Annotated in this window: 27 protein-coding genes and 3 tRNA genes; 12 read left to right on the plus strand and 18 right to left on the minus strand. The window is 66.3% G+C overall.

Features of this window, described 5'->3' with window-relative positions:
* Nucleotides 1–30: 30 nt before the first annotated feature.
* The 4 genes from BLT36_RS03755 to BLT36_RS03770 are packed head-to-tail and all read right to left on the minus strand — an operon-like array spanning nucleotide 31 to nucleotide 2197.
* Nucleotides 31–228 carry a hypothetical protein gene (locus BLT36_RS03755; protein ID WP_092092043.1) on the minus strand — a complete coding sequence of 66 codons (198 nt, stop codon included), beginning with the start codon at nucleotides 226–228 and terminating at the stop codon, nucleotides 31–33.
* Nucleotides 229–258: 30 nt separating this feature from the next.
* Nucleotides 259–801, minus strand: coding sequence for a dihydrofolate reductase family protein (locus BLT36_RS03760; RefSeq protein WP_092092045.1), 543 nt, complete (start codon nucleotides 799–801; stop codon nucleotides 259–261).
* A gap of 11 nt (nucleotides 802–812) precedes the next feature.
* Nucleotides 813–1196: a hypothetical protein gene (locus BLT36_RS03765; protein WP_092092047.1), complete on the minus strand. Its 384-nt coding sequence runs from the start codon at nucleotides 1194–1196 to the stop codon at nucleotides 813–815.
* Nucleotides 1193–2197 (minus strand): SDR family oxidoreductase, encoded by a 1005-nt coding sequence (locus BLT36_RS03770; protein ID WP_092092049.1) that lies wholly within the window; start codon nucleotides 2195–2197, stop codon nucleotides 1193–1195. The genes BLT36_RS03765 and BLT36_RS03770 overlap by 4 nt, the downstream gene beginning before the upstream one ends.
* 58 nt (nucleotides 2198–2255) lie before the next feature.
* On the opposite strand from BLT36_RS03770, the gene BLT36_RS03775 reads away from it, so the two are divergent.
* The gene (locus BLT36_RS03775) at nucleotides 2256–2774 is read left to right on the plus strand and encodes a hypothetical protein (protein WP_139166350.1); all 519 of its coding nucleotides are present in this window, start codon (nucleotides 2256–2258) and stop codon (nucleotides 2772–2774) included.
* Nucleotides 2775–2776: 2 nt separating this feature from the next.
* Here BLT36_RS03775 and BLT36_RS03780 read toward each other — a convergent pair whose 3' ends face one another.
* The 5 genes from BLT36_RS03780 to BLT36_RS03800 form a co-directional block, all read right to left on the minus strand.
* Entirely contained in the window at nucleotides 2777–4042 is a 1266-nt protein-coding gene (locus tag BLT36_RS03780; RefSeq protein WP_139166351.1) for a phosphatidylserine decarboxylase family protein, read from the minus strand.
* A 62-nt stretch (nucleotides 4043–4104) separates the two neighbouring features.
* On the minus strand, nucleotides 4105–4854 hold the full coding sequence (locus BLT36_RS03785) for a YqjF family protein (protein ID WP_092092055.1): 750 nt from the start codon (nucleotides 4852–4854) through the stop codon (nucleotides 4105–4107).
* Entirely contained in the window at nucleotides 4851–5684 is an 834-nt protein-coding gene (locus BLT36_RS03790) for a nitroreductase family protein (protein WP_092092057.1), read from the minus strand. The genes BLT36_RS03785 and BLT36_RS03790 overlap by 4 nt, the downstream gene beginning before the upstream one ends.
* Before the next feature lie 18 nt (nucleotides 5685–5702).
* Nucleotides 5703–6071, minus strand: a complete 369-nt coding sequence (locus BLT36_RS03795; protein WP_092092058.1) for a hypothetical protein — start codon at nucleotides 6069–6071, stop codon at nucleotides 5703–5705.
* Between the two features lie 10 nt (nucleotides 6072–6081).
* On the minus strand, nucleotides 6082–6519 hold the full coding sequence (locus tag BLT36_RS03800) for an Lrp/AsnC family transcriptional regulator (RefSeq protein ID WP_071293350.1): 438 nt from the start codon (nucleotides 6517–6519) through the stop codon (nucleotides 6082–6084).
* Nucleotides 6520–6764: 245 nt separating this feature from the next.
* Here BLT36_RS03800 and ddaH point away from each other — a divergent pair, with 245 nt between their 5' ends.
* On the plus strand, nucleotides 6765–7658 hold the full coding sequence (gene ddaH, locus BLT36_RS03805) for a dimethylargininase (RefSeq protein WP_092092060.1): 894 nt from the start codon (nucleotides 6765–6767) through the stop codon (nucleotides 7656–7658).
* Entirely contained in the window at nucleotides 7658–8878 is a 1221-nt protein-coding gene (gene rocD, locus BLT36_RS03810) for an ornithine--oxo-acid transaminase (RefSeq protein WP_092092062.1), read from the plus strand. The genes ddaH and rocD overlap by 1 nt, the downstream gene beginning before the upstream one ends.
* A gap of 216 nt (nucleotides 8879–9094) precedes the next feature.
* On the opposite strand, the gene BLT36_RS03815 is transcribed toward rocD, so the two are convergent.
* Together BLT36_RS03815 and BLT36_RS03820 are read right to left on the minus strand one after the other, a co-directional pair.
* Nucleotides 9095–10087 (minus strand): NAD-dependent epimerase/dehydratase family protein, encoded by a 993-nt coding sequence (locus BLT36_RS03815; RefSeq protein WP_092092063.1) that lies wholly within the window; start codon nucleotides 10085–10087, stop codon nucleotides 9095–9097.
* 59 nt (nucleotides 10088–10146) lie between these two features.
* Nucleotides 10147–10341 carry a hypothetical protein gene (locus BLT36_RS03820; protein ID WP_092092065.1) on the minus strand — a complete coding sequence of 65 codons (195 nt, stop codon included), beginning with the start codon at nucleotides 10339–10341 and terminating at the stop codon, nucleotides 10147–10149.
* A gap of 335 nt (nucleotides 10342–10676) precedes the next feature.
* On the opposite strand from BLT36_RS03820, the gene BLT36_RS03825 reads away from it, so the two are divergent.
* The gene (locus tag BLT36_RS03825) at nucleotides 10677–11687 is read left to right on the plus strand and encodes an aldo/keto reductase family protein (RefSeq protein WP_092092067.1); all 1011 of its coding nucleotides are present in this window, start codon (nucleotides 10677–10679) and stop codon (nucleotides 11685–11687) included.
* Nucleotides 11688–12062: 375 nt separating this feature from the next.
* Here the strand turns inward: BLT36_RS03825 and BLT36_RS03830 are convergent, their stop codons facing one another.
* From BLT36_RS03830 to BLT36_RS03840, 3 genes are all read right to left on the minus strand, one after another.
* On the minus strand, nucleotides 12063–13469 hold the full coding sequence (locus BLT36_RS03830; RefSeq protein WP_139166352.1) for a restriction endonuclease subunit S domain-containing protein: 1407 nt from the start codon (nucleotides 13467–13469) through the stop codon (nucleotides 12063–12065).
* Nucleotides 13469–15337, minus strand: a complete 1869-nt coding sequence (locus BLT36_RS03835) for a type I restriction-modification system subunit M (protein WP_175529469.1) — start codon at nucleotides 15335–15337, stop codon at nucleotides 13469–13471. The genes BLT36_RS03830 and BLT36_RS03835 overlap by 1 nt, the downstream gene beginning before the upstream one ends.
* Before the next feature lie 235 nt (nucleotides 15338–15572).
* Nucleotides 15573–16052: a hypothetical protein gene (locus BLT36_RS03840; RefSeq protein ID WP_092092073.1), complete on the minus strand. Its 480-nt coding sequence runs from the start codon at nucleotides 16050–16052 to the stop codon at nucleotides 15573–15575.
* A gap of 150 nt (nucleotides 16053–16202) precedes the next feature.
* Between BLT36_RS03840 and BLT36_RS03845 the strand changes: the two genes are divergently transcribed.
* From BLT36_RS03845 to BLT36_RS03875, 8 genes are all read left to right on the plus strand, one after another.
* Nucleotides 16203–16601: a hypothetical protein gene (locus tag BLT36_RS03845; protein WP_058726288.1), complete on the plus strand. Its 399-nt coding sequence runs from the start codon at nucleotides 16203–16205 to the stop codon at nucleotides 16599–16601.
* On the plus strand, nucleotides 16601–18004 hold the full coding sequence (locus BLT36_RS03850; protein ID WP_254787502.1) for an FtsK/SpoIIIE domain-containing protein: 1404 nt from the start codon (nucleotides 16601–16603) through the stop codon (nucleotides 18002–18004). The genes BLT36_RS03845 and BLT36_RS03850 overlap by 1 nt, the downstream gene beginning before the upstream one ends.
* Nucleotides 18001–18408: a hypothetical protein gene (locus BLT36_RS03855; protein WP_092092077.1), complete on the plus strand. Its 408-nt coding sequence runs from the start codon at nucleotides 18001–18003 to the stop codon at nucleotides 18406–18408. Before BLT36_RS03850 ends, BLT36_RS03855 begins: the two co-directional genes overlap by 4 nt.
* Before the next feature lie 43 nt (nucleotides 18409–18451).
* Nucleotides 18452–19756: a replication initiator gene (locus tag BLT36_RS18290; protein ID WP_139166353.1), complete on the plus strand. Its 1305-nt coding sequence runs from the start codon at nucleotides 18452–18454 to the stop codon at nucleotides 19754–19756.
* Nucleotides 19746–19979, plus strand: coding sequence for a hypothetical protein (locus BLT36_RS18585; RefSeq protein ID WP_058726285.1), 234 nt, complete (start codon nucleotides 19746–19748; stop codon nucleotides 19977–19979). Before BLT36_RS18290 ends, BLT36_RS18585 begins: the two co-directional genes overlap by 11 nt.
* Before the next feature lie 196 nt (nucleotides 19980–20175).
* Nucleotides 20176–21786: a tyrosine-type recombinase/integrase gene (locus BLT36_RS03865; protein WP_175529470.1), complete on the plus strand. Its 1611-nt coding sequence runs from the start codon at nucleotides 20176–20178 to the stop codon at nucleotides 21784–21786.
* Between the two features lie 112 nt (nucleotides 21787–21898).
* The gene (locus BLT36_RS03870; protein WP_139166354.1) at nucleotides 21899–22423 is read left to right on the plus strand and encodes a hypothetical protein; all 525 of its coding nucleotides are present in this window, start codon (nucleotides 21899–21901) and stop codon (nucleotides 22421–22423) included.
* Entirely contained in the window at nucleotides 22420–23364 is a 945-nt protein-coding gene (locus tag BLT36_RS03875; protein WP_139166355.1) for a hypothetical protein, read from the plus strand. Before BLT36_RS03870 ends, BLT36_RS03875 begins: the two co-directional genes overlap by 4 nt.
* Here BLT36_RS03875 and BLT36_RS03880 read toward each other — a convergent pair.
* From BLT36_RS03880 to BLT36_RS03895, 4 genes are all read right to left on the minus strand, one after another.
* Nucleotides 23361–24005: a hypothetical protein gene (locus tag BLT36_RS03880; RefSeq protein ID WP_092092086.1), complete on the minus strand. Its 645-nt coding sequence runs from the start codon at nucleotides 24003–24005 to the stop codon at nucleotides 23361–23363. The two genes, BLT36_RS03875 and BLT36_RS03880, sit on opposite strands and share 4 nt — an antisense overlap.
* A gap of 145 nt (nucleotides 24006–24150) precedes the next feature.
* A tRNA-Phe gene (locus BLT36_RS03885) sits at nucleotides 24151–24223 on the minus strand.
* A 1-nt stretch (nucleotide 24224) separates the two neighbouring features.
* A tRNA-Asp gene (locus BLT36_RS03890) sits at nucleotides 24225–24301 on the minus strand.
* Between the two features lie 73 nt (nucleotides 24302–24374).
* Nucleotides 24375–24447: transfer RNA gene (locus BLT36_RS03895), tRNA-Glu, on the minus strand.
* Between the last annotated feature and the right edge of the window lie 53 nt (nucleotides 24448–24500).

A 24500-nucleotide genomic window follows, 5' to 3' on the forward strand; every position in this document is an offset into this window, starting at 1 on the left:
CAGAGCACGCGCCGGCCGGACGGATCCGGCTCAGTCCTGCGCGTCCCCGGCGTCCTCGTCCTCGACGCCGGTCTCGTCCATCCGGTCGCGGAGGTGGTCCGCCATCGCCCCGGCGCCCTCGCCGTGGTGGTCGTGGTCGACCTGCTCGATGAGCCCTCGGAGCTTCTCGTGGTTCGTGGCGTCGGTGGCGCCGTCCATGACGGGTTCGGTCTGTTCCTTGTCGCTCATGGCACGGACGCTACGCCGCAGCGGTGTGCGTCAGGACCGGGAGTGCGCAGATCGGTAGTGGAGCTCGACCGGGCCGCCGGCGAACGGGGTCGTCCCGACCAGCTCGAACACCGGCGTGGGCGCCGCCACCGGCAGCAGCGGCGTGCCGGCACCGAGGGCGATCGGCATCACGGTGACCCGGAGCTCGTCGAGCAGCCCCGCCTGCTGGTACTGCGCCGCCAGGAGTCCGCCGCCGACGACCCAGACGTCACGCTCACCGGCTGCCCGCTCGAGCGTGGCCTGGTGGTCGCCGACGGACCCGGAGACGAAGTGCACCTCGGCGCCGTCCGGCACGGGCAGCTCGCGGGAGGTGAACACCCACGTCGGCAGGTCCGGGTACGCCCAGGTGTCGTCGTGGGCGAGCAGCCACTCGTACGTCGTCGAGCCCATCACGATCGCACCGACGCCCGCGAAGAACCGGTCGTAGTGCTCCTGGAAGGGCTCGAACCCGAACTGCATCAGCCAGTCGAGGTCGTCACCGGGTGCCGAGACGAACCCGTCGAGCGACGACGCGACGTAGTAGGTGGTGGTCATGCCCCAGGACGCTACCGACGGCCCCCGACACGATCACGTCCGGCACGTCCGCGGCCGACCACGGCGACCTCGGCGATCGTCAGCGCCAGCGCGATCCAGAGTTGCCCGCAGGCGAACCGGCGCCCTCGGGGATCGAGCACCGCGAGGGGCACCATCGTCACCCCGTGTGCGGCATCCACCAGCGCACTGGCCGTGTGGGCGTCCGCCGTGCCCGCACGGAGCACCACGGCAGCCTGCGCGAGCTGCCGGACACCGAGGACGCGGTCGAGCACGGGGTGCTGGTCACCGGCACGCTGGGCACGCATGAGGTGCCAGACCCCGAGGGCGGCGCGAGCGAACTCGACCGCTCGTCCCCGCCGCCTCGCCGCAGCGCGGAGCCGTGACCGCGCCGTCATCGGCGTCGTCCCGCCGCGAGGGCGACGGCGCCGACGGTGCCCGCGGCACCCAGCACGGCGCCGAGCAGTCCGTTGCCGAGCCGACGGTGCTCCACCCACCAGGTCTGCGGCGACCAGGCGTGCGCCGACTCGTCGAACACCCCGTGCGCGCCGTGGTCGCCCGGCACCGGCTCGTACAGGTTGTCCCGCAGCTCGAGGCCGTCCTTCTCCGGGTTCTGCTGTCCCGACACCAGGGTCTTCGCCGCGTACCAGTCGGCGAAGCGCCCGCTGATCCGGTTGCCGAGGATCGTGTACACCGTGGACTCGCCCACCCAGGTCCGGCGACGCGGGCGTTCGGCGGTGGCGGCGATCGCTCGGGCACCGACCTCCGGCTGGTAGATCGGGGCGACGGGCTGCGGGTGGTGCGGCAGCTTCGACTTCACCCACTGGAACTGGATCGTGTTGAGCGCCGGCATGTCCACCCGGGACACCTGCACGTGGCTGCCCTGCTCGATGAGCTCGGAGACGACCGACTCGGTGAAGCCGACGATGGCGTGCTTCGCCCCGCAGTAGGCGGCCTGCAGCGGGATGCCGCGGAAGCCCAGCGCGGAGCCGACCTGGATCACCTGACCGCGGTCGCGCGGCACCATCCGGGACAGCGCCGCTCGCGTGCCGTTCACGAACCCGAGGTAGGTGACGTGCAGGGCGCGCTCGAAGTCCTCCGGCGCGGTGTCGAGGAACTTCCCGAACACGCCGACCATCACGCCGTTCACCCACAGGTCGATCGGCCCGAGCTCCCGCTCGACACGGTCGGCAGCGGCTTCCACGGCGTCGCGGTCGGAGACGTCGGCCACGAGGGCGAGCCCACGGCGGCCGGCGGCCTCGACCTCGGCGACGGCGGCGTCGACGCCCTCCTGCCCGCGAGCGAGGACGGCCACGTCCCACCCCCGGGAGGCGAGCTCCCGGACGGTCGCCCGTCCGAGTCCTGCGGATCCACCGGTCACCACTGCCACACGTGTCATGCGCCCAGTTGTACGCAGCCGCGGTCCGCCGTCACTCAGCCGGTGTCCCCCGACGGGTGTGACCAGAGCGCCCGCCGTGTCGCTCGTCGTGGTGGAGATCGTGTTCGGCGACCGGTTCACGGCGACCATCTGGATCCCCACCGCGGCCGTGGTGGCCGGTGCCGCGGTCGTGCTCTTCGTCACCGGACGTACCGCGCACGACGAGCAGACGCTCGAGGCCGCGTGGCGCGCGCACGTCGCACGCATCACCACGGGGGTGACCGTCGCTGTGGCGGTGGCGAGCGCGAGCCTCGTCGTCGGCGCCTCGGTCGGTGTGGCGGTCGGCGTGCTCGGCGCCACCGCGCAGGTCTTCCGCTTCGCCCGATCGGTGCCGCGCATCGACCGACTCACGCTCGCGTGGGGTTCGGTCGTGACGGGGAGCGTCGCGATCGTCCTCGTGCTCCTCGGCGTCGCGCTGCCCGACGTCCCGCAGCACCGCGTGTCCGTCTGGGTGGGCGGCGGCGGTGCCGTCGCTCTGGTGTCGGTCGTCGTGGCCGTCGTCCAGTTCCGCCGGGCCGCGAGCGCGCCACGGCGCTGACCTCAGCCGGCCGACCCCCGACGCGCCGTCGCCAGGTGCGCCCGCACGTGCAGCAGCGAGGGCGCCTCGTCCGGCGCCTGCGGGATGGCCTCGAGCGAGAACGACTCCACGACCCCCGGCCCGAACAGCACGCACACGGTCGACCCGCCGAACTGGAAGTACCCGAGCTCGTCGCCCTTCCGAACGTGGGCACCCGGCTCGATCCCGTCCCCGATCACGCACGATGACACGTCCGACATCCCGACGAACACGACCGCGATGAGTCCCACGGCTGGGTCGTCCGCGTCGATCACGACGATCGCGCGGGTGGCGACGTGGGCGAGGTAGCCCTGCGACAGCGTCGGTTCGGCGGCGTCGGCACCCTGCGACTCCGCCTCGGAGTAGTAGGTCCCCGGCTGGAGCCACGCGTTCACGATCCGCCCCGACACCGGGCTGTGCCAGCGGTGGTAGTCGACCGCGCTCAGGAACGCCTGGAACACCGTGCCGTCCACGAACGCGTCGACCGACTCGTCGCCCGCGAGCAGTTCGTCGAGCGAGTACGGCTCGGCCTTCGCCCAGAACTCGTCGCGGCGCTTCACCCCGCTGGCGATCCGGTACGGGGTCGCCTCGCACGGGCTCACCACGACGGCGTCGTCGTCGGGCGCGGCCACCGGACGTTCACCGTCGCGGAACCGTCGGGTGAAGAAGTCGTTCCACGACGAGAAGCCCCAGTGCTCGTCGTCCGGGTCGTGCTCGAACTGGTCCATGCCGACGGCCCGGCGTGCGGCGTCGCTTCGCCAACCCGAGGGCGAGTCGACGATGACGTCGGCGGACTCCGGCGACGACAGGAAGGTGCACCAGGCGTCGAGCACACCGCGCAGCGCGTCGTTGACCCGGGGGTCCCGGTAGAACGCGAAGCCGGCCGGCGTGGCCTTCGTCCAGTCGAGGACGCCGTCGAGCGGCGTCATCACCATCTGCTCCTCGGACCACTCGGGCGCGCTCCGGATGACCTCGTCGATGAGCACGAGCAGCTCCTCGACGCTCTCGAGGTGGCGTTCGGCGTAGACCCGCCCGCTCGGGACCTGCGCGATCATCTCGTTCGCTTCCATGCGGAGCACCGGGTCCGACTCGATCACGTCGCGGAGCGCGGCGACTGCGGGGTGCAGTACCTGGTCCGGGTCACGGTCGGCGAGCCGGTCACGCTGACCGCGCAACCACGACTCGAGGTGGGCCTGCTCGGCGGGGAGCCACCCGGCGCGGCGGCGGACGTCCTCGGATGCACCTGTCACCACTCGGAACGTACTGAGGACGCGCCGCGAGCGGTCCCAGCAGCGCTGCCCGCTCGGCGAGGTCAGCGACCGAGACCGAACCGGGTGGTCACGCCGGGGGAGTACAGCACCGAGTCCGGCTCGAGCGTGGTCAGGCCGAGCGGCAGTCCGGCGGCACCGATCAGGTCGTCGCGCAGCGACACGACCGATGCGCGGTGGAGTGGCCACGACTCGTGCTCGTTCGGCCAGAACCGGGTCCGTCCGCCCCTTCGCACGTGCATGCCCCAGCGTGCGGTGAGGAAGGTCTCCAGCGCTGTCGGTTCGGGGATCGGCTCCTCGACCCGGACGTCCAGCAGGGACCGCAGGTGCGTGCCGTGCCGACGCATCGCGTACGCGACGCGGCCGTCGTGGCTCCGCTGCTCGGCGATCGCCCACCGGTACGGCAGGCCGGTCGCGACGCGCGCTCCGAGGGTCGGTGCGAGCTTGCCGGCGTCGAGCGACAGGAACACGACGCCGTGCTGGCCACGGTCGTCGACCGTGTAGACGCGGACGTTGATCTCGACGAAGTCGCCGATGCTCCCCACCGAGACGGGCGGGAACCGGGTGTCCTCGAACCGGAACGCGATGAGGCCCACCCAGGTGGTCACCCCGTCGTCGGTGCCGTCGACGCCGAGGGTGTCCGGCCGGGTCCCCGCCGGCAGCAGCGGTGCGACCGCCGACACGTCGACGCGCCAGTGCACGAAGACGACGTCGCGCCACGCCTGTTCGATCCAGGGACGTCCGGTGAGGCCCGGGGCGACTGGCGGGGCTCCGGTGGGTCGGGCGTCGGTCACGAGGTGGTCACCTCCGGGGCGATGTGGCCGGCGACGGGTGCGTCGTCCCACCCCTGCTGCGGGGTGTCGCAGGTCCCGCGGAACACGTACTGCGAGGGGCGCTTCCGCTCGCTCGAGGTCCAGTCGATCGCGGGCCGTCGTCGTTCGGGCGGCAGGTAACCGAGCCGGTACACGGCCATCAGTTCGAGCGAGTCCGGCACGTGCAGCAGACCCTCGATCTCCTCCCACGCACCGGGGGTCTCCATCGGGAAGGACACGAACTGGATGCCGAGGCCGAGCTCGGTGGTGGCGAGCCAGATGTTCTCCATCGCCGCGCCCATGCTGAACACCGAGTAGAAGCCGGAGAGCTCCTCCTTCCGGTACTCGTGCCGGTCGAGCATCACACCGAGGAGGAGCGGCGACCCGGCGACGAGCTTCCGGTTCTCCTCACCGAGGGTGTGCGGCACCCGCAGCGTGTTCATGAGCAGCTGCCCGCGCTTGGTGAACACCTGCTTCGTGAACGGCTTGAGCGGCCCGGGCAGCTTGTCGAACAGCATCCCGTCGCGCCGCTCGTCCATCTCGGCCTGTGAGAACCGGAAGTACGGCTTGTACCGTTCGAAGAACGTGCCCTCGGCCATGGTCCGGGTCATCGAGCTGCCACTGATCTCAGCCACGCGGTCGATCGTCTCGCGCTCCTCGATGAGCACGAACCGCCACGGCTGGCTGTTCAGTTGGGACGGAGCCCGGCCGGCCAGCTCCATGAGCAACCGCTGGTGTTCCTGGGAGACCGGGTCCGGCAGGAACGGTCCGTTGGTCGTGCGTCGGCGTCGGATCGCCTCGAAGAGCTCCACTGCTGTCCTTCCTGTCGGTCAGCGCCGCGACAGGAGCGCCCCGAGGTAGGACGGCGCGGCGGCGACCGCGACTCTCCAGTGTGCTCCGGAGCGCGGGTTCGTTCGGGGGGCGACTCCCAGCGGGACGAGTGCGGGCAGCAGGAAGAGTGCGCTCCGGTCGCGGGTCCAGACCGGGGTGGTCGCCGCGACGCCGGTGAGCGTGGCGGTCACGACGAACAGGCCGTGGTGCACGACGCGGAGCTTCTTCGTCCGGATCAGACGCACCGCGACCGCGGTGCCCCAGAGGCAGTTCGCGACGTACGCGAGGCTCGCAGCGGTGACCAGCCGTCGGGCGGCACGCGATCCCGTGGGAGGCGATGCGCGCCTCCAGGCCGTCTTCCGTCCCATGCGCCGGACGTTACGCGGTCTCGCGACTCACCAGCTTGGAGAGCACGATCGCGGACCGCGTGTGGTCCACCTGCGGGGCGAGCCGGACCTTGTCGAGCGCTTCCTCGAGCGCAGACAGGTCCTTCGAGCGCATGTGCACGACCGCGTCGGCGCTGCCGGTGACGGTGCCGGCGTCGATGACCTCGGGGACCGTGTCGAGCAGCGAGCGGAGCTCGTCGGGGGAGACCGTGCCGCGGCAGTAGAGCTCGACCCAGGCCTCGGTGCCGCGGTCCTCGACAGCGGGGTCGACCTTGATCGTGAAGCCCTGGATGACCCCGTCGCCCACGAGCCGGTCGACGCGACGCTTGACGGCCGATGCCGAGAGTCCGACCACCGACCCGATGTCGCCGTAGCCGGCACGGGCGTTCTCCCGGAGCTGGTCCAGGATGCGGTGGTCGAGCGAATCCATTGCGCCCATGGTACGCGGAGTTGTTGCACGCCCGGTGGGTCCTGCGCACGAAACGTGCGTCACCAGAACGGGTGCCACTGACCCGCAGTGTGGGGGACTGCACCTGCTGGACGGGGTGTGCGAGGATCGACGCGGCGTTGACCTGGTCCGCTACGGCGAGTGAGCCTGCATCTCGTCGGAGCACTTCACTCTCGTCCAGTTTCGGTTCCTGGCAGGCTCGGGCCCCGGTCCCTCCAGGAGGACTGATGTCGAACACCGCACCCGAATCCCTCACCGCCCCGGCCCGCACGGCCACGAAGCGCTCGATCCTGATGTGCAAGCCGACGCACTACACGGTCAGCTACCGGATCAACCCGTGGATGCACCCCGAGGACCCGACCGACACGTCGAAGGCCGTCGAGCAGTGGCAGTCGCTCGTCGACGTGTACGAGCAGCTCGGCTTCGACATCCAGTACATCGAGCCCATCGAGGGCCTGCCCGACATGGTCTACGCGGCCAACGGCGGGTTCGTGCTCGACGGCGTCGCGTACGGCGCGAAGTTCCAGTACCCGGAGCGCCAGCCCGAGGGCCCCGCGTACATGGACTGGTTCCGTGACGCCGGCCTGACCGTCGCCGAGCCGGAGGAGACCAACGAGGGCGAGGGCGACTTCCTGCTCGTCGGCAACACGATCTTCGCCGGCACCGGCTTCCGCTCGGACAGCACCTCCCACGAGGAGCTCGCCCGCATCTACGGCCGCGAGGTGGTCACGCTCAAGCTCATCAACCCGAACTTCTACCACCTCGACACGGCCATCGCGGTGCTGGACCCCGAGCCCGATGCTTCCGGCCGGTCGAACATCGCGTACCTCGAGTCGGCGTTCGACGAGCCGTCCCTGGCGATCCTGCGCGAGCGCTTCCCGGACGCGATCATCGCCACGGAGGAGGACGCCGCGATCCTCGGCCTCAACTCGTACTCCGACGGCTACAACGTCGTGATCGCCTCCCGGGCTGTCCGGTTCGCCGAACAGCTGCGCGAGAAGGGCTACAACCCGATCGGCGTCGACCTGTCCGAGCTGCTGCTCGGCGGCGGCGGCGTGAAGTGCTGCACGCTCGACCTGCACCCGGTCGGCACCGGCACCTCCGTCGCCCGGGGCGCCTGATGACCAGCGCGCTGGGCACCCGGACCGCGGCGGCGCTCGCCGTCGAGGACCGTGCCCTCGCCCACAACTACAGCCCGCTCCCGGTCGTCATCGCCTCCGGTGACGGCGCCTGGGTGACCGACGTCGACGGCAAGCGCTACCTGGACGGCCTCGCCGCGTACTCGGCGGTGAACTTCGGGCACGGGAACCCGCGCCTGCTCGATGCCGCCCGGGCACAGCTCGACCGCGTCACCCTGACATCGCGGGCGTTCGTCAACGACCAGCTCGGACCGTTCGCCGCGGGGCTCGCGTCCCTGACGGACACCGAGATGGTGCTCCCGATGAACACCGGAGCCGAAGCCGTCGAGTCCGCGATCAAGGTGTCGCGCGCCTGGGGCTACCGGGTGAAGGGCGTGCCCGCGGGCCAGGCCACGATCATCGTCGCGTCCGGGAACTTCCACGGCCGCACCACGACGATCATCTCGTTCTCGGACGACCCCGTGGCGCACGACGACTTCGGGCCGTACACGCCCGGGTTCCGCACCGTCCCGTACGGCGACGCCGCGGCACTCCGTGAGGCGATGGACGAGACCGTCGTCGCCGTCCTGCTCGAGCCGATCCAGGGCGAGGGCGGCGTGGTCATCCCACCTGAGTCCTACCTGCCGGCCGTCCGCGAGATCTGCGACGAGTTCGGTGCCCTGTTCGTCGCCGACGAGATCCAGTCCGGTCTCGGTCGCACCGGGCACACCCTCGCCGTGCAGCGCGTCGGCGTCCGGCCGGACCTCATCACGCTCGGCAAGGCGCTCGGTGGCGGGATCGTCCCGGTGTCCGCCGTCGTCGGCTCGGCTGACGTGCTCGGTGTGCTGCGTCCGGGGGAGCACGGATCCACGTTCGGCGGCAACCCGCTCGCGGCGGCCGTCGGCTCCGAGGTCGTGGCGATGCTCGGCGAAGGCACCTTCCAGCAGCGGGCGCTCGACGGCGAACCGCTCCTCCGTGGGCTGCTCGACGAACTCGTCGGCAAGGGGGTCGTCTCCCACCGGGTCGCCGGACTCTGGGCCGGGATCGACATCGACCCCGCGCTCGGCACCGGCAAAGCGATCGCGAAGGACCTCGCCGATCGGGGCGTGCTCGTGAAGGACACCCACGGGTCGACGATCCGCTTCGCCCCGCCGCTCGTCGTCACCGACGACGAGGTGCGGCTCGCGATCGGGACGCTCGGCGAGGTGCTGGCCGCACGCTGACCCGCGTCGGGCCCCTCTGATCGGCGTCTCCCGTCGGCCCCTCTGATCGCAAAACACCGGTGTTCGCGCGCCGAACCCCCGCATTCCGGGGTGTGGCGGACGAACACCGGTGTTTTGCGCCCGACTCCGCGCCAGCCGGCGCCCGACTCCGCGCCAGCCGGCCGGCGGCTGGCCCGCGCCAGCCGGCCGGCTCGGCCGCCTGGCGCCGGTCTGGCCTCAGACCGCCCAGCGCTCCGCGAGCTCGTCCATCAGCGCGTCGAGCCGCTCGTCGACGACCTGCTCCTCGGGGTGCGCCTCGTACCAGGCGATCACCTCGCGCACCCCGTGCCGGTACGGTGTGCGCGGCCGGTACCAGGGCACGAGCGACCGGATCTTGCTGTTGTCGAACACCGAGCTGTTCGCCTTGTCGCCGAGCAGCGCCGCGCCCCACTCCGGGTCGGCCGCGGCGATCGCATCCGCCGGGACGTGCACGATCCGCAGGTCGTCGACCCCGGCCGCAGCCGCGATGTCCTGCGCGATGGCGTTCCATGTCGGCGCCTCGTCGCTCGTGATCGTGAACGCCTCGCCGATGGCCTCGCCCCGGTCGAGCAGCCCGGTGAACCCGACCGCGAAGTCGCGGCTGTGCGTGATCGTCCACAGCGACGAGCCATCACCCGTGATGATGATCGGCTTCCCCGCGCGCATCCGGGCGACCGCCGTCCAGCCACCGGTCAGCGGCAGCTTCGTCTCGTCGTACGTGTGCGAGGGTCGGACGATCGTCACCGGGAAGTCCTGCTCCCGGTACGCCTCCATCAGCAGTTCCTCGCACGCGATCTTGTCCCGCGAGTACTGCCAGTACGGGTTCTTCAGCGGCGTCGACTCGGTGATCGGCAGGTGCGTCGCCGGCGTCTGGTACGCCGAGGCCGAGCTGATGAAGACGTACTGCCGCGTCCGCCCGGCGAAGAAGTCGACGTCGGCCTGCACCTGGTCCGGCGTGAACGCGATCCAGTTCACGACGGTGTCGAAGTGGCGGTCGTCGAGTGCGTCCGCCAGGGCGCTGCGGTCCGACACGTCGGCCTGGAGGCGCGTGACCGCATCCGGGATCGGCCTGCCCCCGGTGGTCCCCCGGTTGAGCACGGTGACGTCGAACCCCTGCTCGACGGCTTCGCGGACGCAGGCGGCGCTGATGACCCCGCTGCCGCCGATGAACAGCACGCTCGGTCCCGACATGGATGCTCCTTCGCTCCCGGCGGTGCACCACTGCACCGCAACCCCTCCGATCCTGCACCTCAGGGGCTGGGGCGGGCGTCGAGCACGGCTCGGAGCGAAGTCGTGTCAGCCGCCCAGAGCGCTGCATGCGGGCTGACCCAGCCCAGCAGTTCGAGTGCGAAGTCGTGGTCCCGCTGCAGGTCCCGCGCGTGGATGGGTTCGTGGTGCGCGGCGCGGTTCCGCACGAAGTGCAGCTGCTGGAGCCGTCGCGCCACCTCGCTCCGTCGGATGCGCAGGTTGTCCGGCCCGTGCGGAAAGGCTCGATGCAGGCCAGGCACCCAGAGCGAGGTGTGGTACCGCGATTCGACGAGGTACCGCCAGAACCCGAAGCTGAGCTCCGCGATGACCCGTCCGGCATCACGCCCTCTCTGCTACCGTTGTCAACGAAGACCCCGGAACGATCACTGGCCCAGGCCACATCGCCGGGGTTTCGTCTTTGTCCTGCTCTCCTGAAACATCAGCGTACAGTCGCTGGCTCGTGCTGAGGACCCGAGGACTACTGTCACCGATCGAGCCGCACCGACGCGGCCACGACAGGAGTGACACGCACATGGAGTACCGCTACCTCGGCAACTCGGGCCTCAAGGTCTCCGAGATCACCTACGGCAACTGGCTCACCCACGCCTCCCAGGTCGAGAACGACGCGGCGATCGCCTGCGTCCGGGCGGCGCTCGACGTCGGCATCTCGACGTTCGACACCGCCGACGTCTACGCGAACACCGGTGCCGAGACGGTCCTCGGCGAGGCCCTCAAGGGGGAGCGGCGGCAGTCGCTCGAGATCGCCACGAAGGTGTTCGGGCCGACCGGGCCGAAGGGCCACAACGACACGGGTCTCAGCCGGAAGCACATCCTCGAGTCGATCAACGGGTCGCTCGAGCGCCTGCAGACCGACTACGTCGACCTCTACCAGGCGCACCGGTTCGACTACGAGACCCCGCTCGAGGAGACGATGCTGGCCTTCGCGGACGTCGTCCGGCAGGGCAAGGCGCTGTACATCGGCGTGAGCGAGTGGACGGCGGAGCAGCTCCGCGCGGGCCACGAGCTCGCCGACGACCTCGGCGTGCAGCTCATCTCGAACCAGCCGCAGTACTCCGCCCTCTGGCGGGTCATCGAGGGCGAGGTCGTCCCGACGTCCGAGGAGCTCGGCATCTCGCAGATCGTCTGGTCGCCGATCGCCCAGGGCGTCCTGACGGGCAAGTACCAGCCCGGACAGCCGCTGCCCGAGGGCTCGCGCGCCACGGACGACAAGGGCGGCGCGAACATGATCAAGCGGTTCATGCGCGACGAGGTGCTCACAGCGGTGCAGGACCTGAAGCCGATCGCCGACGAGCTGAACCTGTCGATGGCGCAGCTCGCCGTGGCCTGGGTGCTGCAGAACCAGAACGTCGCGTCCGCGATCATCGGCGCATCGCGACCGGAGCAGGTGCACGACAACGCCGGCGCTGCCGGGGTCGAGATCCCGGCGGAGCTGATGTCCCGCATCGACGACGCCCTCGGCTCCGTGGTCGAGCGCGACCCGGCGAAGACGAACGACAGCAGCCCGAAGACCCGCGAGGCCTAGCAGCCGAAGCCGACGCGCGGAGTGGCACCGCGCATCCCGGCCGTCGGCGACCCGGCGCCAACGCGAGCCGCACAACCAAAGTCACCCCGAACTGCGCTGCTGCGTGGTTCGGGGTGACTTTGGTTGTGCGCGGCGATCACGTCACACCGCTCAGACAACGGAAAAGGCCCCCTGCCGAAGCAGGGGGCCTTCACCGGTGGCTGGACACGGCATCGATCCGTGGACCTTTCGATTTTCAGTTGTATGCGCCGGGTCTACGAGTGCTCATGAGTGCTCGTTTGCTGCGTGATTCCGCCGATGTCGTGTTCGTTGGTGACGACTGGTTTTGGATGCGTTCAGCAGACCTCCCGGCCCCACACCGGCCCGGCTGGGTGGTCATGGACCGGGTGGCACGGTCGTAGAGCCGTTGAAGCGCTCACTCATATGGCGGACGCCGACTCTTACACTTTCAATCGCCCTCGCGCGCGCCGTCTCGCCCGCAGAGGCCACCAACTCGTACCGAGCCATCCAAGCATCGTCGGGGTGCGGGAGTAGCACGTAGGCGCCCACGTCCTGCGGATAGGTATGACCACCTCGCAGGCCGCGGATACATCGCTGGACTTGATGCCGTCCGGCTGGGTGTCGAAGAAAATCGGTCACGTAGGACGTCGAAACCGGCTGATTGTCGTTGCGTGGGCGGATAAGCATAAGCTCCGCCACAACCTGGTTGTTGTCCAGCAAGGATGGTAGTTCACGGATCTGGTCGACCTTACGTCCGACATATGCGACTTCGTGCGCTGTTGAGGCGAGAGCGATGTCGCCTTTCCTGGCGCTGACTCCCTTACCGCGCTTCGCGGACTCGACTTCGACGGCGGTCACGTTTGGACCGTAGTTCGTGAGCATCCCCTGCTTGATGATGGGCACCGGATCGTCGCCGTTTACCACGCGCCCGGAAATGAGCTCAAAGTACTTATTCAAGGGGAAATGGTCGGCGCGCTGAAGCTTCTCGGCAAAGTCGCCATACTCGGAGCGGAAGAACTCAGCATCGATTCGAGATGCACTGCGCACGGCTGAGCGTGTGATGACCGTGGTATCGACCGGCTTGGCTGAATCAAAGGGGGAGGGCGGAATTCCGGGAACCCGTAGAAGGTCCGAAATGAGATCCAGTGCCTCTGCGCGGCGCGCACGCATCTCCGCGAGAGCTTTCTCGAATTCGTCCATCTTCTTCGCCGCAAGGTCAAAGTCTGCGGTAGAGAAGTCCGGAATCAGGATCTGGTCCAGATCCTGTGCTGCTACCGCGGGATACATGGAGTTGCGGTTCCTGCGGACGATCTGACGTCGGGCAGAATCGGTGCGGAGGTATAGGAACAGCGCTGCTCGCTCCATGGCGTCCATCTTGGACGCCGGGACGAGATAACATCCGGACGATCCAATGGATCCCTGCAAGTCTGAACTTGCCCAGCCGACTGCTCCGCGTTCGGGACGAACCTGCGACACAAGAATGTCCCCGGCCGAGATAAGCCACTTCGCTCGACTAGGCAGATCATCCTTCTTTATTAGGTCCGCAAAAACGGCTCCATCCTGCCCATCAATGCTGGTGATTGAGACGTAGGAGACATCATCGGTTAGGCCCCGCTTGTCAAATTGCGAGCGCTTTCGGTCGCCAATCACGCTGCTTAGCGTGCGTGCTGCATGGTCGTTGCGTAGCCACGCCTCATGGTCGATGTCATCCTGTCTGAAAGCTTCTGCGTCGAATCGAGAAGACTCGCGGGTTCCGAGAGCCTTGCGGCTAATGACACTCATCAGAACCCAAGGCTATTTGCGTCGGCAAACTTACGGAACTCGGACGCAATCTCATCCATATCGCAGTCGAGCGTGACGCCATCCTCCAAGAAAGCAGGGCGACCGAGCTTGGTCTTTCCAGGACGCATCGAGACCGCAGTGAAGATCGGGTAATCATCGAGGGGCTGCTCATCGACACCCCACTTCTTGACGAAGAGGACCGACGTCTTCGCAAGGGTGAACGGTTTGAAAGTATAGGGATGAAGGCCGACTACGGCGAGAATGCGCGCCCTCTTGTCTACAAAGTTGCGGAGGTCCTGATCCGTAATATTATTGAAAATCCCCTGAGGAAGCACGATCCCCATTCTTCCGCCCGGCTTCAGGACGTCGAGGCATCGTTCGATAAAAAGGTTAGCGCGAACGATCTGCGGTTTCAACGAGGCGCGGCCCTCTACGACTGCGAGGTCGTATTGGCGCAAAGTGGTCGCCGACTTGATCGCACCCGCGAACGGCGGGTTGGTGAGCACGACATCCACACCATCCGAGGGTAGGCGTCGTGTCCCCTTCACGAGTGCGTTAGGTGCGAGGTCGCTTCCGCTCAGCTGGCGCCCGGCGATCCGGGATTTGAGTGTGCTCGGCCACGCGGCGTAATCGAGGGAATCGACTGAAGCGATGCCGCCGCGACCGTCATTCTCCATGATCATGTAGGCCTTTGCAACGCGAACAAGGCGTTGATCGTTGTCCATACCGATCAGGTTCTCCTGCGCATAGTCCTTCCGCTGTTCGGCGCGATCGTCCGCGTCGTCCCACGTCGCGTTGATGTGCTCGAAGACCTTGCGCATGGGGTAGATAAGGAAGCCGCCGGAACCACATGCCGGGTCCAGCACTGTCTCGCTAATTGACGGGTTGATCATGTCCGTCATCATTTGCACGACTTGACGGGGTGTGAAGTATTGCCCCATCTCGCCCTTCATTTCCTGGTTCACCATCAGCTCGAAAGCAACGCCTAGTACATCACCGCTCTTCATAAGGTGATACTGCTGAAGAGTCTGAATGCAGTAGGCAAGGTTGCGGTCTGTTAGAGAGAGGGTTTCTCCCGCTCCGTAGACGTCCTTCCACTTCGCCTTGGCCTTGTCAAACAGAGAGCCCACGCGAGTGACCGCCTGGCTTACTGGCTCCTGAAGTCCGATGCAAAATTGGGCGACAGCATCATCGTTGGGGAGATTCACACGCTCGTCGTAGAGCTTGGCAAACACAATCTTGAAGATTTCATTGAAGGTCTCGACAGACTGATGGGCAAGAATCTCCTGCTCCATGTCACGGAATACCGAGTACAGATCGCGGACGGGCTCGAGGGACTTTCTGGTCAGTGGCTCGTCAATGTCTTCCAGCGTCTCTCCTGCGCGAGGCAAACGCCAGATTGGCCTGCTGAAGTCATTGGCGCCGGATCGGAGAAGGAACTTTTCGTCAATTCCGTTGGACCAATGGCCGAAGAGAGCTCCGGTTGGGTTCATGTACGACTTGAGCTGTTCGATTCCGTCTTTACGCGTCGGCTGCTTGCATTCGACAATGATTAGTGCGTCAGTCTTGTTTGACTCGGAGTATACGACGATGTCCGCGGGCTTATCATGTACCGTACTGCCCATCTGAACGGGCACTTCAACTGAGATCTGGTCGGCTCCGTATCCAAGGTCGTCGATCAGATAGTTGAGTGTCATCTGCCGGATGACCTCTTCTGGCTTGTACTTCAGATCGCGATTGCGGATCCGGCATCGAATTTTCAGGCCCTTTGGGTCGTCGATGAGTGCGACTCCGGTGGCGATAGGCTGGCTGCCAGCCCCGATGATGAGCACATCATTCGAGCCATCTTCGTGCTCGTGCAGCTCCATGGAGGGCGCTCCCTTGTAGGAGCCGGTGGAGATAGTGCGTACGGAAGGAGTGCTACTCATGCTGTGTCCAAAAGAGTGGGGAGCGGTTGCTTAGAGGGAAGGCATAGCGACGATGGCTCTCGAGGCCTCGGCGAGCGAGGAGCGCGCGGACCGCAGCGAAGCGAGGACCGCACGCACCGCAGGTGGCCGAGGCCTCGCCGGCCGAAGGCCGGCCTTGAACGAGTAGAGAAAGTTCTCACAGGTCGCCCCGCGCGCCCTCATTCGCTGCGATGCGCCGCTGGGCTGCGTCACCGACCGGCCCGCCGAGGTCACGCAGGTCGTAGAGGGAGAGCGACGGGATACCCGCTCTGACCGTCTCGATGTCGGGAGAGTCCGACACGAGCTGCTGCACAGCGGCCAGGGTTGCGTCGGAGTACCGGCGGATGAAGCCTTGCGATCCCGTGTCCTGAGCACGCGCCAGGTCCGAGATCACTGGCCGTGGTTGGTGTACTCGGTGCGCGTACGCGGAGAGCACTGCCCGAAGCTCAGTTCCGGCCTTCGAGATCTTGTGAGCGTCGGAGATAGCTGCCCGGAGCTCGTCCTGGATGTCTGCAGGGCCTTCAGGCCAACGGATCCGGCCGAGGTGTTCCGCATCCTTCTTGGCCTTCTTGGCGAGCGTGGTCAGGGCAGCAAGAAGGGGCGGCGGGACGGTGCCCCACTCGATCGCTGACTCCATGCTTGCCTCCGGCCCTCAGGCTACCGTTCGCGGCCACGTCTTCTGATGAGCAAACCCCGGCAACATCTGCGTTGAGGCAAAACATTTGTTGACAGCGTGAGCAGACGTGTTCAGACTGAGATCAACAGCAACGATCGAGAGGAGCCAGAGATGGCGATCCAGTCAGCAATCCCGGTGAGCTTCGACGCGTACTTCCCTAAGGGCGCGTTCATGGTGGGCGAGGTCGAGCCGGTCGTGAAGTGGTCCGATGACGGCCAGCGTCAGGGGCAGGACCTCGACAAGAACTCCGGTCAGCCGATGTGGCAGGTGCGCGTCATCGACGCCGATCCTGACGCGCGCAAGGGCCAGAACGAGGTCACGGTCAAGATCATCAGCATCAGCGAGCCGGTCGCCCCGCCGGAGATCCAAGGCCTCCCGTTCCGGCCGGTGGTCTTCGATGGTCTGTCGGTCACCCCGTACGTGAAGGAGAACGGCGGTCGACCACGCGTCGCGTACTCGCTCCGGGCTCGCGAGATGAAGGCCGCCGCGAAGCCCCGGGGTGGTGAGTGATGCGTTGGTCCGTTCGTAAGGAGGCCCGCTACTGGGCTGACGAGTTCGAGGGGTTCGCCCGGCGCTTCCGGTGGGTGCTGATCGGACTGACGATCCTCACCCTCGTGGAACTCGTGACCACTTGGCTGCCACTTGTGTGGTGGCTCAACGGCTTCGTGGGACTGATCTTCGTGCTCCGCCGTCTGCGGGTGTGGGGCAACATCGACGCAGCCCTCCACCGAGCGCAGCAGCGCTCGATCTCTCGGCACATCGTGGCCGCGTGGCCAGCTCTTGCGCAGACACTCCGGCTTGACGCGCATGGTCCGAGTGGGTCGCGCATCGCCGCCGGTGTCGGTTCACCGAGCTGGGACGCAGACGCGTGTCTTGTGCCGCTGTACCTCCCGAGCGGTCTCACGTCCGGGGACGTCGGAGCTCACCTGAACCGGATAGCGGCAGCATTCGGGGCGCGTCGCGCCACTTTGTCCGGGACGCGGATCGATCAGCTCGAACTTCGCCTGTACTACGCCGACCCTCTTGCCGAACCGTTCGTACTTGCTCCAAGCGATGAATGGGACGGACGAGCGGTCACGATGGGCCGGACCGAAGAGGGTGAGGACTGGAGGCTCCGTCTCGGCCCGCACACGCTGGTTGCTGGTGCCTCGGGAAGCGGCAAAGCGTCGATCGTCTGGGCGCTCCTCTTGGGGCTCGCCGGGGCAGTCCGGTCCGGGATGGTCGAAGTGTGGGGCGTCGACCTCAAGGGCGGCATGGAGCTCGGGATGGGTAAGCCTCTCCTGACTCGCTTCGCGAACGACTCGATGCACGCGGTGGCCATGCTCGAGGAAGCCGTCGCTCAGATGCAGGCACGGGCTCGCGACCTCGCCGGGACGACTCGGCAGCACGAAGCTTCCACCGAGGCTCCCCTCGTGATCGTCCTGATCGACGAACTCGCTGCCCTGACGGCGTACGAATCAGACCGGGATCTGCAGCGCCGGGCGAACGCCAGCATCGCAACGCTGGCGTCACAAGGGCGTGCTGTCGGCTTCGTGGTGATCGCGTGCCTGCAGGATCCACGCAAGGAGACGCTGCCCGCGCGGGGGCTCTTCACCCAGACGATCGGGCTTCGTCTCCGCGACCGGACCGAAACGTCGATGGTGCTCGGTGACGGCTCTGTCGCTGCCGGTGCGCTCTGCCACGAGATACCGATCGGCGCGCCCGGCACCGCCTACGTCCTGTCCGACGAGCTCGCGACACCGCAGCGGGTGCGGGCTGGATACGCGGACGATGCCCTGATCACGCGAACGGCACGAGCCTTCGCAGCGCCGCGCTTCAAGCCGGTGCTCGTACCTGAGACACAAAGTGCGCGTGAGCCTGCCCCGCCGCGACGTCGGACGCGGAGCGCTGCTCGATCGAAGGAGGAGTCATGAAGAACATCGCACGATCCGCACTGGTCATCGTCGTCGCTGGGGTGCTCGTCGCCGGCGGTGCGATCGTCGGTCACTTCACCGCAGCGGAACACGCTCCAGCCGCGGCCGAGGCGAAACCGTCGATGTGCAACCTGCGCATCTCGTGGGACACGACGAACGGTGCAGAGCACGCGATCTACGTCGCGCCGGATCCTGCAGACCGTTCACTCGTCCAGCGGTACGGGCACATCGCGAACCAGTCGTGCACTGACGCGCAGCTCACCGACTGGATCGATCAACGACGCAAGGAGCACGCCGCGGTCGACGTCTGCCGTCCAGTGTTGCGCACAGACGACGTGACTGGGCACGTGTACCCAATCGGATGCGCGGTCCCCGAACTGGTGGTGTCTGATGGGCCTCGCTGAGTCAGTCGCGCGCCGTCTCCGTAGTCCGGAGTTCGATCGTTGGATGCGTGGTGCCGCCCGGGTGGGCTTCTGCACGAACCCGGTGTGGCTCGTCGGAGCATCCACGACCTTCGGATCTGAGACGGGGGAGGAGCGCGCCAGGTTCTCGTCGGCCGACCAGCCGGATCACGTCCTCTTCACCCGCTGCGGCAACCGCCGCGCGCAACGCTGCGCCTCGTGCAGCCACGAGTACAAGGGCGACACCTGGCACATGATCATGGCTGGCGCAGCCGGCGGGATGAAGGGCGTTCCCAACTCAGTCGCGGCCCACCCGATGGTCTTCCTGACGCTCACCGCTCCGTCATTCGGCACCGTCCACGGCGTGTCCTGCGCGAGGGCCAAACTTTGCACACACGGTAGTCGACCGGAATGCGCGACCGGACACGGAGGGGGTAGTCCCGAGCTCGGCGATGCGATCTGCCCAGACTGCTACGACTACGAGGGCCACGTCGTGTGGCAGTACTTCGCGTCCGAGCTGTGGAGGCGATTCACCATCCAGCTTCGGAGGGAGCTCGCCAGAGTCCTCGGCATGAGTCAGCGAGAGGCTTCCACCCTCGTCCGACCACAGTTCGCGAAAGTGGCGGAGTTCCAGAAGCGGGGCGCCGTCCACTTCCACGCGATCGTGCGACTCGACGGTGTCGACAGCGATGATGCTTTCCCAGCGCCAGATGATCGCATGACGACCGCTCACCTGACGCAAGCGATCCGCCAGGCTGCGCGTGCGGTGCGGTATCAACCGCCTAGCCTTCCCTCTGGACGCCTACCGAACGCGCTCCGTTGGGGGCGACAGATCGATGTGAAGCCGATCGTTCGAAGCGAAGGTCTCGATGGACGGCTGTCGGATCGTGCGGTCGCCGCTTACATCGCCAAGTACGCGACCAAGGCGACGGAGGATCTGGATGCGGGGGCTTCGCCCCGTCCACACCTCGTCAGGCTCCGCGACATCGCCGAACAGATCGGCGTCGCTGCAGACCAGCAGTCGCCCTATGTACTTCTTGAACGCTGGTCGCGGATGCTCGGCTTTCGTGGCCACTTCTCAACGAAGTCGAGGCGCTACTCGGTAACGCTCGGCTCTCTCCGGGAAGCACGACATCAGTGGCGACTTGAACGCATCGCCGCGGCTGCGAGTGAGCCTGACGCGGGGGAAGTCGAGAGCGTGCTCGTCATTGGGAGTTGGTCCTACGCCGGGATGGGATGGACCTCGCAGGGCGACAAGGCTCTCGCGATCGAGGCTGCCCGCGCGGCGAGGGAATGGAGAGATTCGCGAAACACCAAGGGGCCAGACAGAGGAGAGGGCGATGTTCGCTGATCAGGAAGCTCACGAAGAAACGACACTCGTCGAGGAGGACGTTTACCTCACGCGACGCGAGGCGGCTGCTCGTTGCCGTGTCCCGCTCTCGACGTTCGATGCGCTCCGCCGCCAGTCCAGGGTTCCGTACCCGGACGCGCGCATGGGGAAACACATGCTCTGGAAGACCTCGACCATCGTCGGCTTCCTCGAATCGGGTGGTACCAGTGGCCGAGCGCACTGAGCGGCTGGACCCGCGGACTCGCAAGCCGCTCCCCGAAGGAATCAGGTACCGGACTGACCGCGGGAAGTACCAGGTCCGTGTTTGGGCTACAGGTCTGAACGGGGAGGATCGAGAGCGGAGCTTCCTCGTTGGGTCGCTTGCCGAAGCGAAGCGTGTGCGGAGTGAAGCTCGAACTCGGATCAAGCCAGACGGCGGTATGACCCTCGATGTTTGGCACTCGCGCTACTGGCCGACGATCGAGGCGAGTATCCGTCCGGCTACGGCTCGTGGTTACGACGTGGCTTGGCGACGCCGCGTGCAGCCGTGGTTCGGGCACCGCAAGTTGGAGACGATCTCTGCCGGCGATGTAGATGAGGAAATCGGACAGTGGAGCGGATCGGCTTCGACGCGCAACGACGCTCTTGCCATGCTCAGCCGCTTGCTCGACGGTGCGGTCCGATTCGGCGTGATCGGCGGGAACCCGGCACGACTGGTTCGTCGGCCTCGCGAAGACGGAGCACGGAGTTTTCGGTCGAGGGCGCTCTCTTCCGAGGAGGTCCGCACGCTTCTCGCTGCGGTCGAGGACGGTCCTTACCGTGCATACCTCTCGGCACTCGTGTTCACCGGGATGAGAGCGGGCGAGGCGAGTGCTCTGCGGGTGTCCGACGTCGACCTGGCGGGACGAGTGATCCACGTACGTCGGAGCTTCTCGCCGGGGCGTAATGGTGAGCTGATCGAGCAGAGCCCGAAGAGCCACAAGGAGCGAACCGTCCCGCTTCCCGGTGTCCTTCTGCCGTCCATCACTGTGCAGATCGAGGGCAAGCGGCGCAACGATCTGGTCTTCACGGGGCCAAAGGGTGGACGCCTGCAGGTCTCCAACGTCCGCCGTGCCGTCGACTGGCCGCAGCTCCGGGTGCTTCTGGACCGGCCTGACTTCCGCATCCATGACCTCCGGCACGCTCGCAACCCTTCTGTTCGACGCTGGCAGTGCTGCCAACGACGTACAGGCGATCTTGGGCCACTCCTCGATGCAGGTCACCGAGCGGTACAGCCGGGCTCGTTCCGACGCAGCGGTTCGGGCGAGCGGCGCTCTCGACCGGATGATCGGCGGAGAATCACAGTCATGACGTCCACCGAGATTCGCATGGGTCCCTGGCGCCCGCTCTACGAATATTTGGCTCGGAATAGCTCGGAACAGGCCGTCAGCCTCAGCTACCAGCAGGTGCAATCAATCGTCGGACTTACTCTCCCCCGGGAGGCGCTCACGGTGCCTACGTGGTGGACGGTTATCCCTACAAAGCAACGAGCTCGAAGCTGGCTCGCGGCCGATTGCCATCCGAGAGCGCATGAGGCTGGAGTCGACTTTGTGCACGTCACCCACCTGGCCGCGCATTCGCCATCTGACCAACGGCTCCGGCGTCGGCTGCTCGATCGAAACGCGGTCAACCAACTAAGTTTACCTCCGAATCCCGCCGACTCGGAGCTTCCCTGGTGGAAGCCGCACGATGTATACGTGATCCACTTTCCTGAGGCCCATGTTGTGAAGGTTGGCTTGACCCGCTCGGGGTCGAGGCGAATCCATGAATTCCGCGGCGCGGGAGGCGTTCTGATTCGATCGCATTCAACCGCGAATCGCTGGGCTGCAACAGTTATTGAGGGGGACTATCTCGCGCTCAGTGAGGACGCGCGGACGGAACCTCCACTTTGGCTGGCCCAGACGACGGGCTTTACGGAGTTCTGGAGTGATGCGTTCGGTGTCCCTGATGTGTGGGCCTTGAACTCGTTGGGTGCGCTTTCCCGTTTGCCTGGTTGGAGCTACTCCATCTAGCTCGATCGTCTCTTTGCATGCTGGTGAGCGCTCTGGCCAGGCCGTACCCGCCGATGCCAGCCACCACGCGCGAGAGCTACTCAAAGTCGGTAGCTCGCCGTACAGTCTGAGCATGAGGCTGACTGCCGGTGCTGGGCTGCTCGCTTCCGCTTTCGCTCCGGTGGTTGCCGTGATTTTGATCGTTCGGCTCGGTGACTTCGGGTGGTGGGGCTGGGGAGGCATCGCGGCGTGCGCTGGAGCAGTTGTGGCTCTCCGCATGTCTTTCCGGAGTCTGGCTGGCATTTCCCCTCGCGAGATCCGCACGAAGACTGTCCGGTCTGCAGACGACCGCGTGCTGGCCTTCACCTCCAGCTACGTCGTTCCCGTCGCTGTTTCCGTGCTCGGCAACGCTGCAGTGCCCGCGTTCACAGGATCGATCGTGCTCGTGGCCTTCGTCGCCGTGATCTATGTGCGGGGCGGGCTCTATCACTTGAACCCGACGCTTGCCCTCGCTGGTTTCCATCTATTCGAAGTCACCGCAACGAACGGTGTTGTGACTATGCTTCTGACGCGGGCTGATCATCTCCCTCAGGAGGGCGCGGTCACCTGTCGGTACCTGTCGCAAGGCGTTGCCATACAGCTCAAGGGGGATCGATGACCGATGAAACCGCGCGCGACGTGCTGGTGGCGGCACTCGCGGACCGAACGGGTGGCTTAGGCAATTTCACGCTTCGGGGAGACTCGTTAGCCACCGCAGAAGTGGCACGGTTTGATCTGGAAAGCCGCATGGGCAATAGAGTGATGGAAGATATCTGGAGGGCCGGAAGCCGTCTTTCTGACAAGCAGTTTCTTGCGTACGATCCTTCCTATCAGACGAGTTCATCTCAGGTCCTGGTTGAAGACCTGGATAGCGTTCCAGAGTTGGCGGCTGTGGACAGCGTAATTCGCAGCGGCGACGTGCCGATCGATTCTGGCGGCGATTCTGCGGTGGCGATGGTCCATTCTCTCGGGGCGGGCGACAATATGGTCGTTGCGTACCGTTTGAAGGGCCCCGGGGTGGCCACCCGACGCCAAGGTGTCCCGCTGCTCCCCAACGACGGCGTCTACCGTGTGGTGAGAGGTGACTTGCTCTATTACGAAGCGAACTTCGACGTCTTCACCTGTGGGGGCTTCGCGTTCTTCGAGACGGTGTCTCTTATTCAGAATAAGCTGCAAGCTCCAGAGAAGTCGCAGGAGCTGGCCAGAAAGACGCTGGCCACCGTCACTGCAAAAGTGAGAATCGTTGGCCTCGTTGAACTCGAGGAAGCCGTCTCGAAGGACCCCACTCTTCGCGCGAAGATGGCTTCCGTGGCTCGATTGATTGAAGCTGATCCGGATTACGCCGATGCTTTGACGACGGACTCGCTGGTCGATTTCGTGAAGAAATATCCCGACTACGATATCCTTCTATCCGATACTGCCGATGGTCCGGCACTTCTGTTCGATTCTTCTCCGCAGCACCGCCACCAAATTCCGCGGCTGCTCGCGGATGACTACCTACATAGCTTCCTGACTGACCGAAGCTACGAGGCTGGATCGAAGCACCGAGTCTCCTCCTAGGGTTCGTCACCCAGGGATACGAGCCAAGCGTCGACGTCGCCCATGGTCACGAGGACGAAGCTCCAAGCGTCGACACCGACGTGCATCAGATGGCGACCGTCAGTCTGAGCCCAGGAGTGTGTGTGCCCGTGGAGAAGCGGAACTCCGTCGTCTACCGGGCGGATCTTCCTGAACTTGTCGGGTGCCGCGCTGTCGTACGGATAGTGCGACGCTCGGAGCAGTCGCCCTCGACGAGACCCGTTCAGGACTTCGGGAAGCACCGTCCAGCCGGCTGCTTCGTACAGCGGAATCATCGATTGGATGCGAGTGTGTGTCTGCGTCGCTCGCGAGATCCAGTCATGGTTGCCAGAAACGAGCAGCCGACGGCCGTGCAGCTGACGCGTGAGGGCAAGAGCATCACCGATGTCGTTCATCGAGGCCATGAGGAGATCGCCGAGGTGTAGCACGACAGCATCCGGCGCGACGATCGAGTTCCATCGCTCGACGAGGTAGGAGTTCATCTCCTCGACGTTGCCGAACGGACGCCTCGCGTGCTCGATGATCCGAGCATGCCCGAAGTGATGGTCTGCGGTGACGAAGTCGACGGCATCGAAGTCGAACGTCGGAGCTCCATCTTCGGGTACTCGTCGTGCGTCTTCCATTTCCGACGCTAGCTCGATCGGGGGCCCTGGGGGAGTTGCCTGGCGACGAGCAACCGGCACAGAACCGGCACAGCGTCACCGGAGCGGCAGCGAATCCGACCCCGGAAACAAGAAAACCCCCGGCTTCACCGGGGGCTTCCTGCTGTGGCTGGACACGGCATCGATCCGTGGACCTTTCGATTTTCAGTCGAACGCTCTACCAACTGAGCTATCCAGCCGTGGCGACCCTGACGGGACTTGAACCCGCGACCTCCGCCGTGACAGGGCGGCACGCTAACCAGCTGCGCTACAGGGCCATGTTGTGTTGTGAGTACTGCGACTTGCTGTCTTGCTGTGGTGACGTTCTGCTTGCTTGCTCACTCCGAAGAGTGACCCCAACGGGATTCGAACCCGTGCTGCCGCCGTGAAAGGGCGGTGTCCTAGGCCACTAAACGATAGGGCCGCAAGCGTGCTTCGCGCTACCGATGGACAAGCATACGGATGCCCTGCGGGTTT

The sequence above is a fragment of the Curtobacterium sp. UNCCL20 genome (genome assembly GCF_900101675.1).
GTDB lineage: Bacteria > Actinomycetota > Actinomycetes > Actinomycetales > Microbacteriaceae > Curtobacterium.

Bases quoted from the DNA above. Each gene is read 5' to 3' on its own strand.
- BLT36_RS03825 (WP_092092067.1), top strand. From the start codon at position 10,677: ATGGAGTACCGCTACCTCGGCAACTCGGGCCTCAAGGTCTCCGAGATC.
- BLT36_RS03770 (WP_092092049.1), bottom strand. From the start codon at position 2,197: ATGACACGTGTGGCAGTGGTGACCGGTGGATCCGCAGGACTCGGACGG.
- BLT36_RS03830 (WP_139166352.1), bottom strand. From the start codon at position 13,469: ATGAGTGTCATTAGCCGCAAGGCTCTCGGAACCCGCGAGTCTTCTCGA.
- BLT36_RS03870 (WP_139166354.1), top strand. From the start codon at position 21,899: ATGAGGCTGACTGCCGGTGCTGGGCTGCTCGCTTCCGCTTTCGCTCCG.
- BLT36_RS03795 (WP_092092058.1), bottom strand. From the start codon at position 6,071: ATGGGACGGAAGACGGCCTGGAGGCGCGCATCGCCTCCCACGGGATCG.
- BLT36_RS03815 (WP_092092063.1), bottom strand. From the start codon at position 10,087: ATGTCGGGACCGAGCGTGCTGTTCATCGGCGGCAGCGGGGTCATCAGC.
- BLT36_RS03765 (WP_092092047.1), bottom strand. From the start codon at position 1,196: ATGACGGCGCGGTCACGGCTCCGCGCTGCGGCGAGGCGGCGGGGACGA.
- BLT36_RS03845 (WP_058726288.1), top strand. From the start codon at position 16,203: ATGGCGATCCAGTCAGCAATCCCGGTGAGCTTCGACGCGTACTTCCCT.
- rocD (WP_092092062.1), top strand. From the start codon at position 7,658: ATGACCAGCGCGCTGGGCACCCGGACCGCGGCGGCGCTCGCCGTCGAG.
- BLT36_RS03850 (WP_254787502.1), top strand. From the start codon at position 16,601: ATGCGTTGGTCCGTTCGTAAGGAGGCCCGCTACTGGGCTGACGAGTTC.
- BLT36_RS03800 (WP_071293350.1), bottom strand. From the start codon at position 6,519: ATGGATTCGCTCGACCACCGCATCCTGGACCAGCTCCGGGAGAACGCC.
- BLT36_RS18585 (WP_058726285.1), top strand. From the start codon at position 19,746: ATGTTCGCTGATCAGGAAGCTCACGAAGAAACGACACTCGTCGAGGAG.
- BLT36_RS03880 (WP_092092086.1), bottom strand. From the start codon at position 24,005: ATGGAAGACGCACGACGAGTACCCGAAGATGGAGCTCCGACGTTCGAC.
- BLT36_RS03760 (WP_092092045.1), bottom strand. From the start codon at position 801: ATGACCACCACCTACTACGTCGCGTCGTCGCTCGACGGGTTCGTCTCG.
- BLT36_RS03865 (WP_175529470.1), top strand. From the start codon at position 20,176: ATGACCCTCGATGTTTGGCACTCGCGCTACTGGCCGACGATCGAGGCG.
- BLT36_RS03875 (WP_139166355.1), top strand. From the start codon at position 22,420: ATGACCGATGAAACCGCGCGCGACGTGCTGGTGGCGGCACTCGCGGAC.
- ddaH (WP_092092060.1), top strand. From the start codon at position 6,765: ATGTCGAACACCGCACCCGAATCCCTCACCGCCCCGGCCCGCACGGCC.
- BLT36_RS03755 (WP_092092043.1), bottom strand. From the start codon at position 228: ATGAGCGACAAGGAACAGACCGAACCCGTCATGGACGGCGCCACCGAC.
- BLT36_RS03840 (WP_092092073.1), bottom strand. From the start codon at position 16,052: ATGGAGTCAGCGATCGAGTGGGGCACCGTCCCGCCGCCCCTTCTTGCT.
- BLT36_RS03835 (WP_175529469.1), bottom strand. From the start codon at position 15,337: ATGGAGCTGCACGAGCACGAAGATGGCTCGAATGATGTGCTCATCATC.
- BLT36_RS18290 (WP_139166353.1), top strand. From the start codon at position 18,452: ATGCGTGGTGCCGCCCGGGTGGGCTTCTGCACGAACCCGGTGTGGCTC.
- BLT36_RS03855 (WP_092092077.1), top strand. From the start codon at position 18,001: ATGAAGAACATCGCACGATCCGCACTGGTCATCGTCGTCGCTGGGGTG.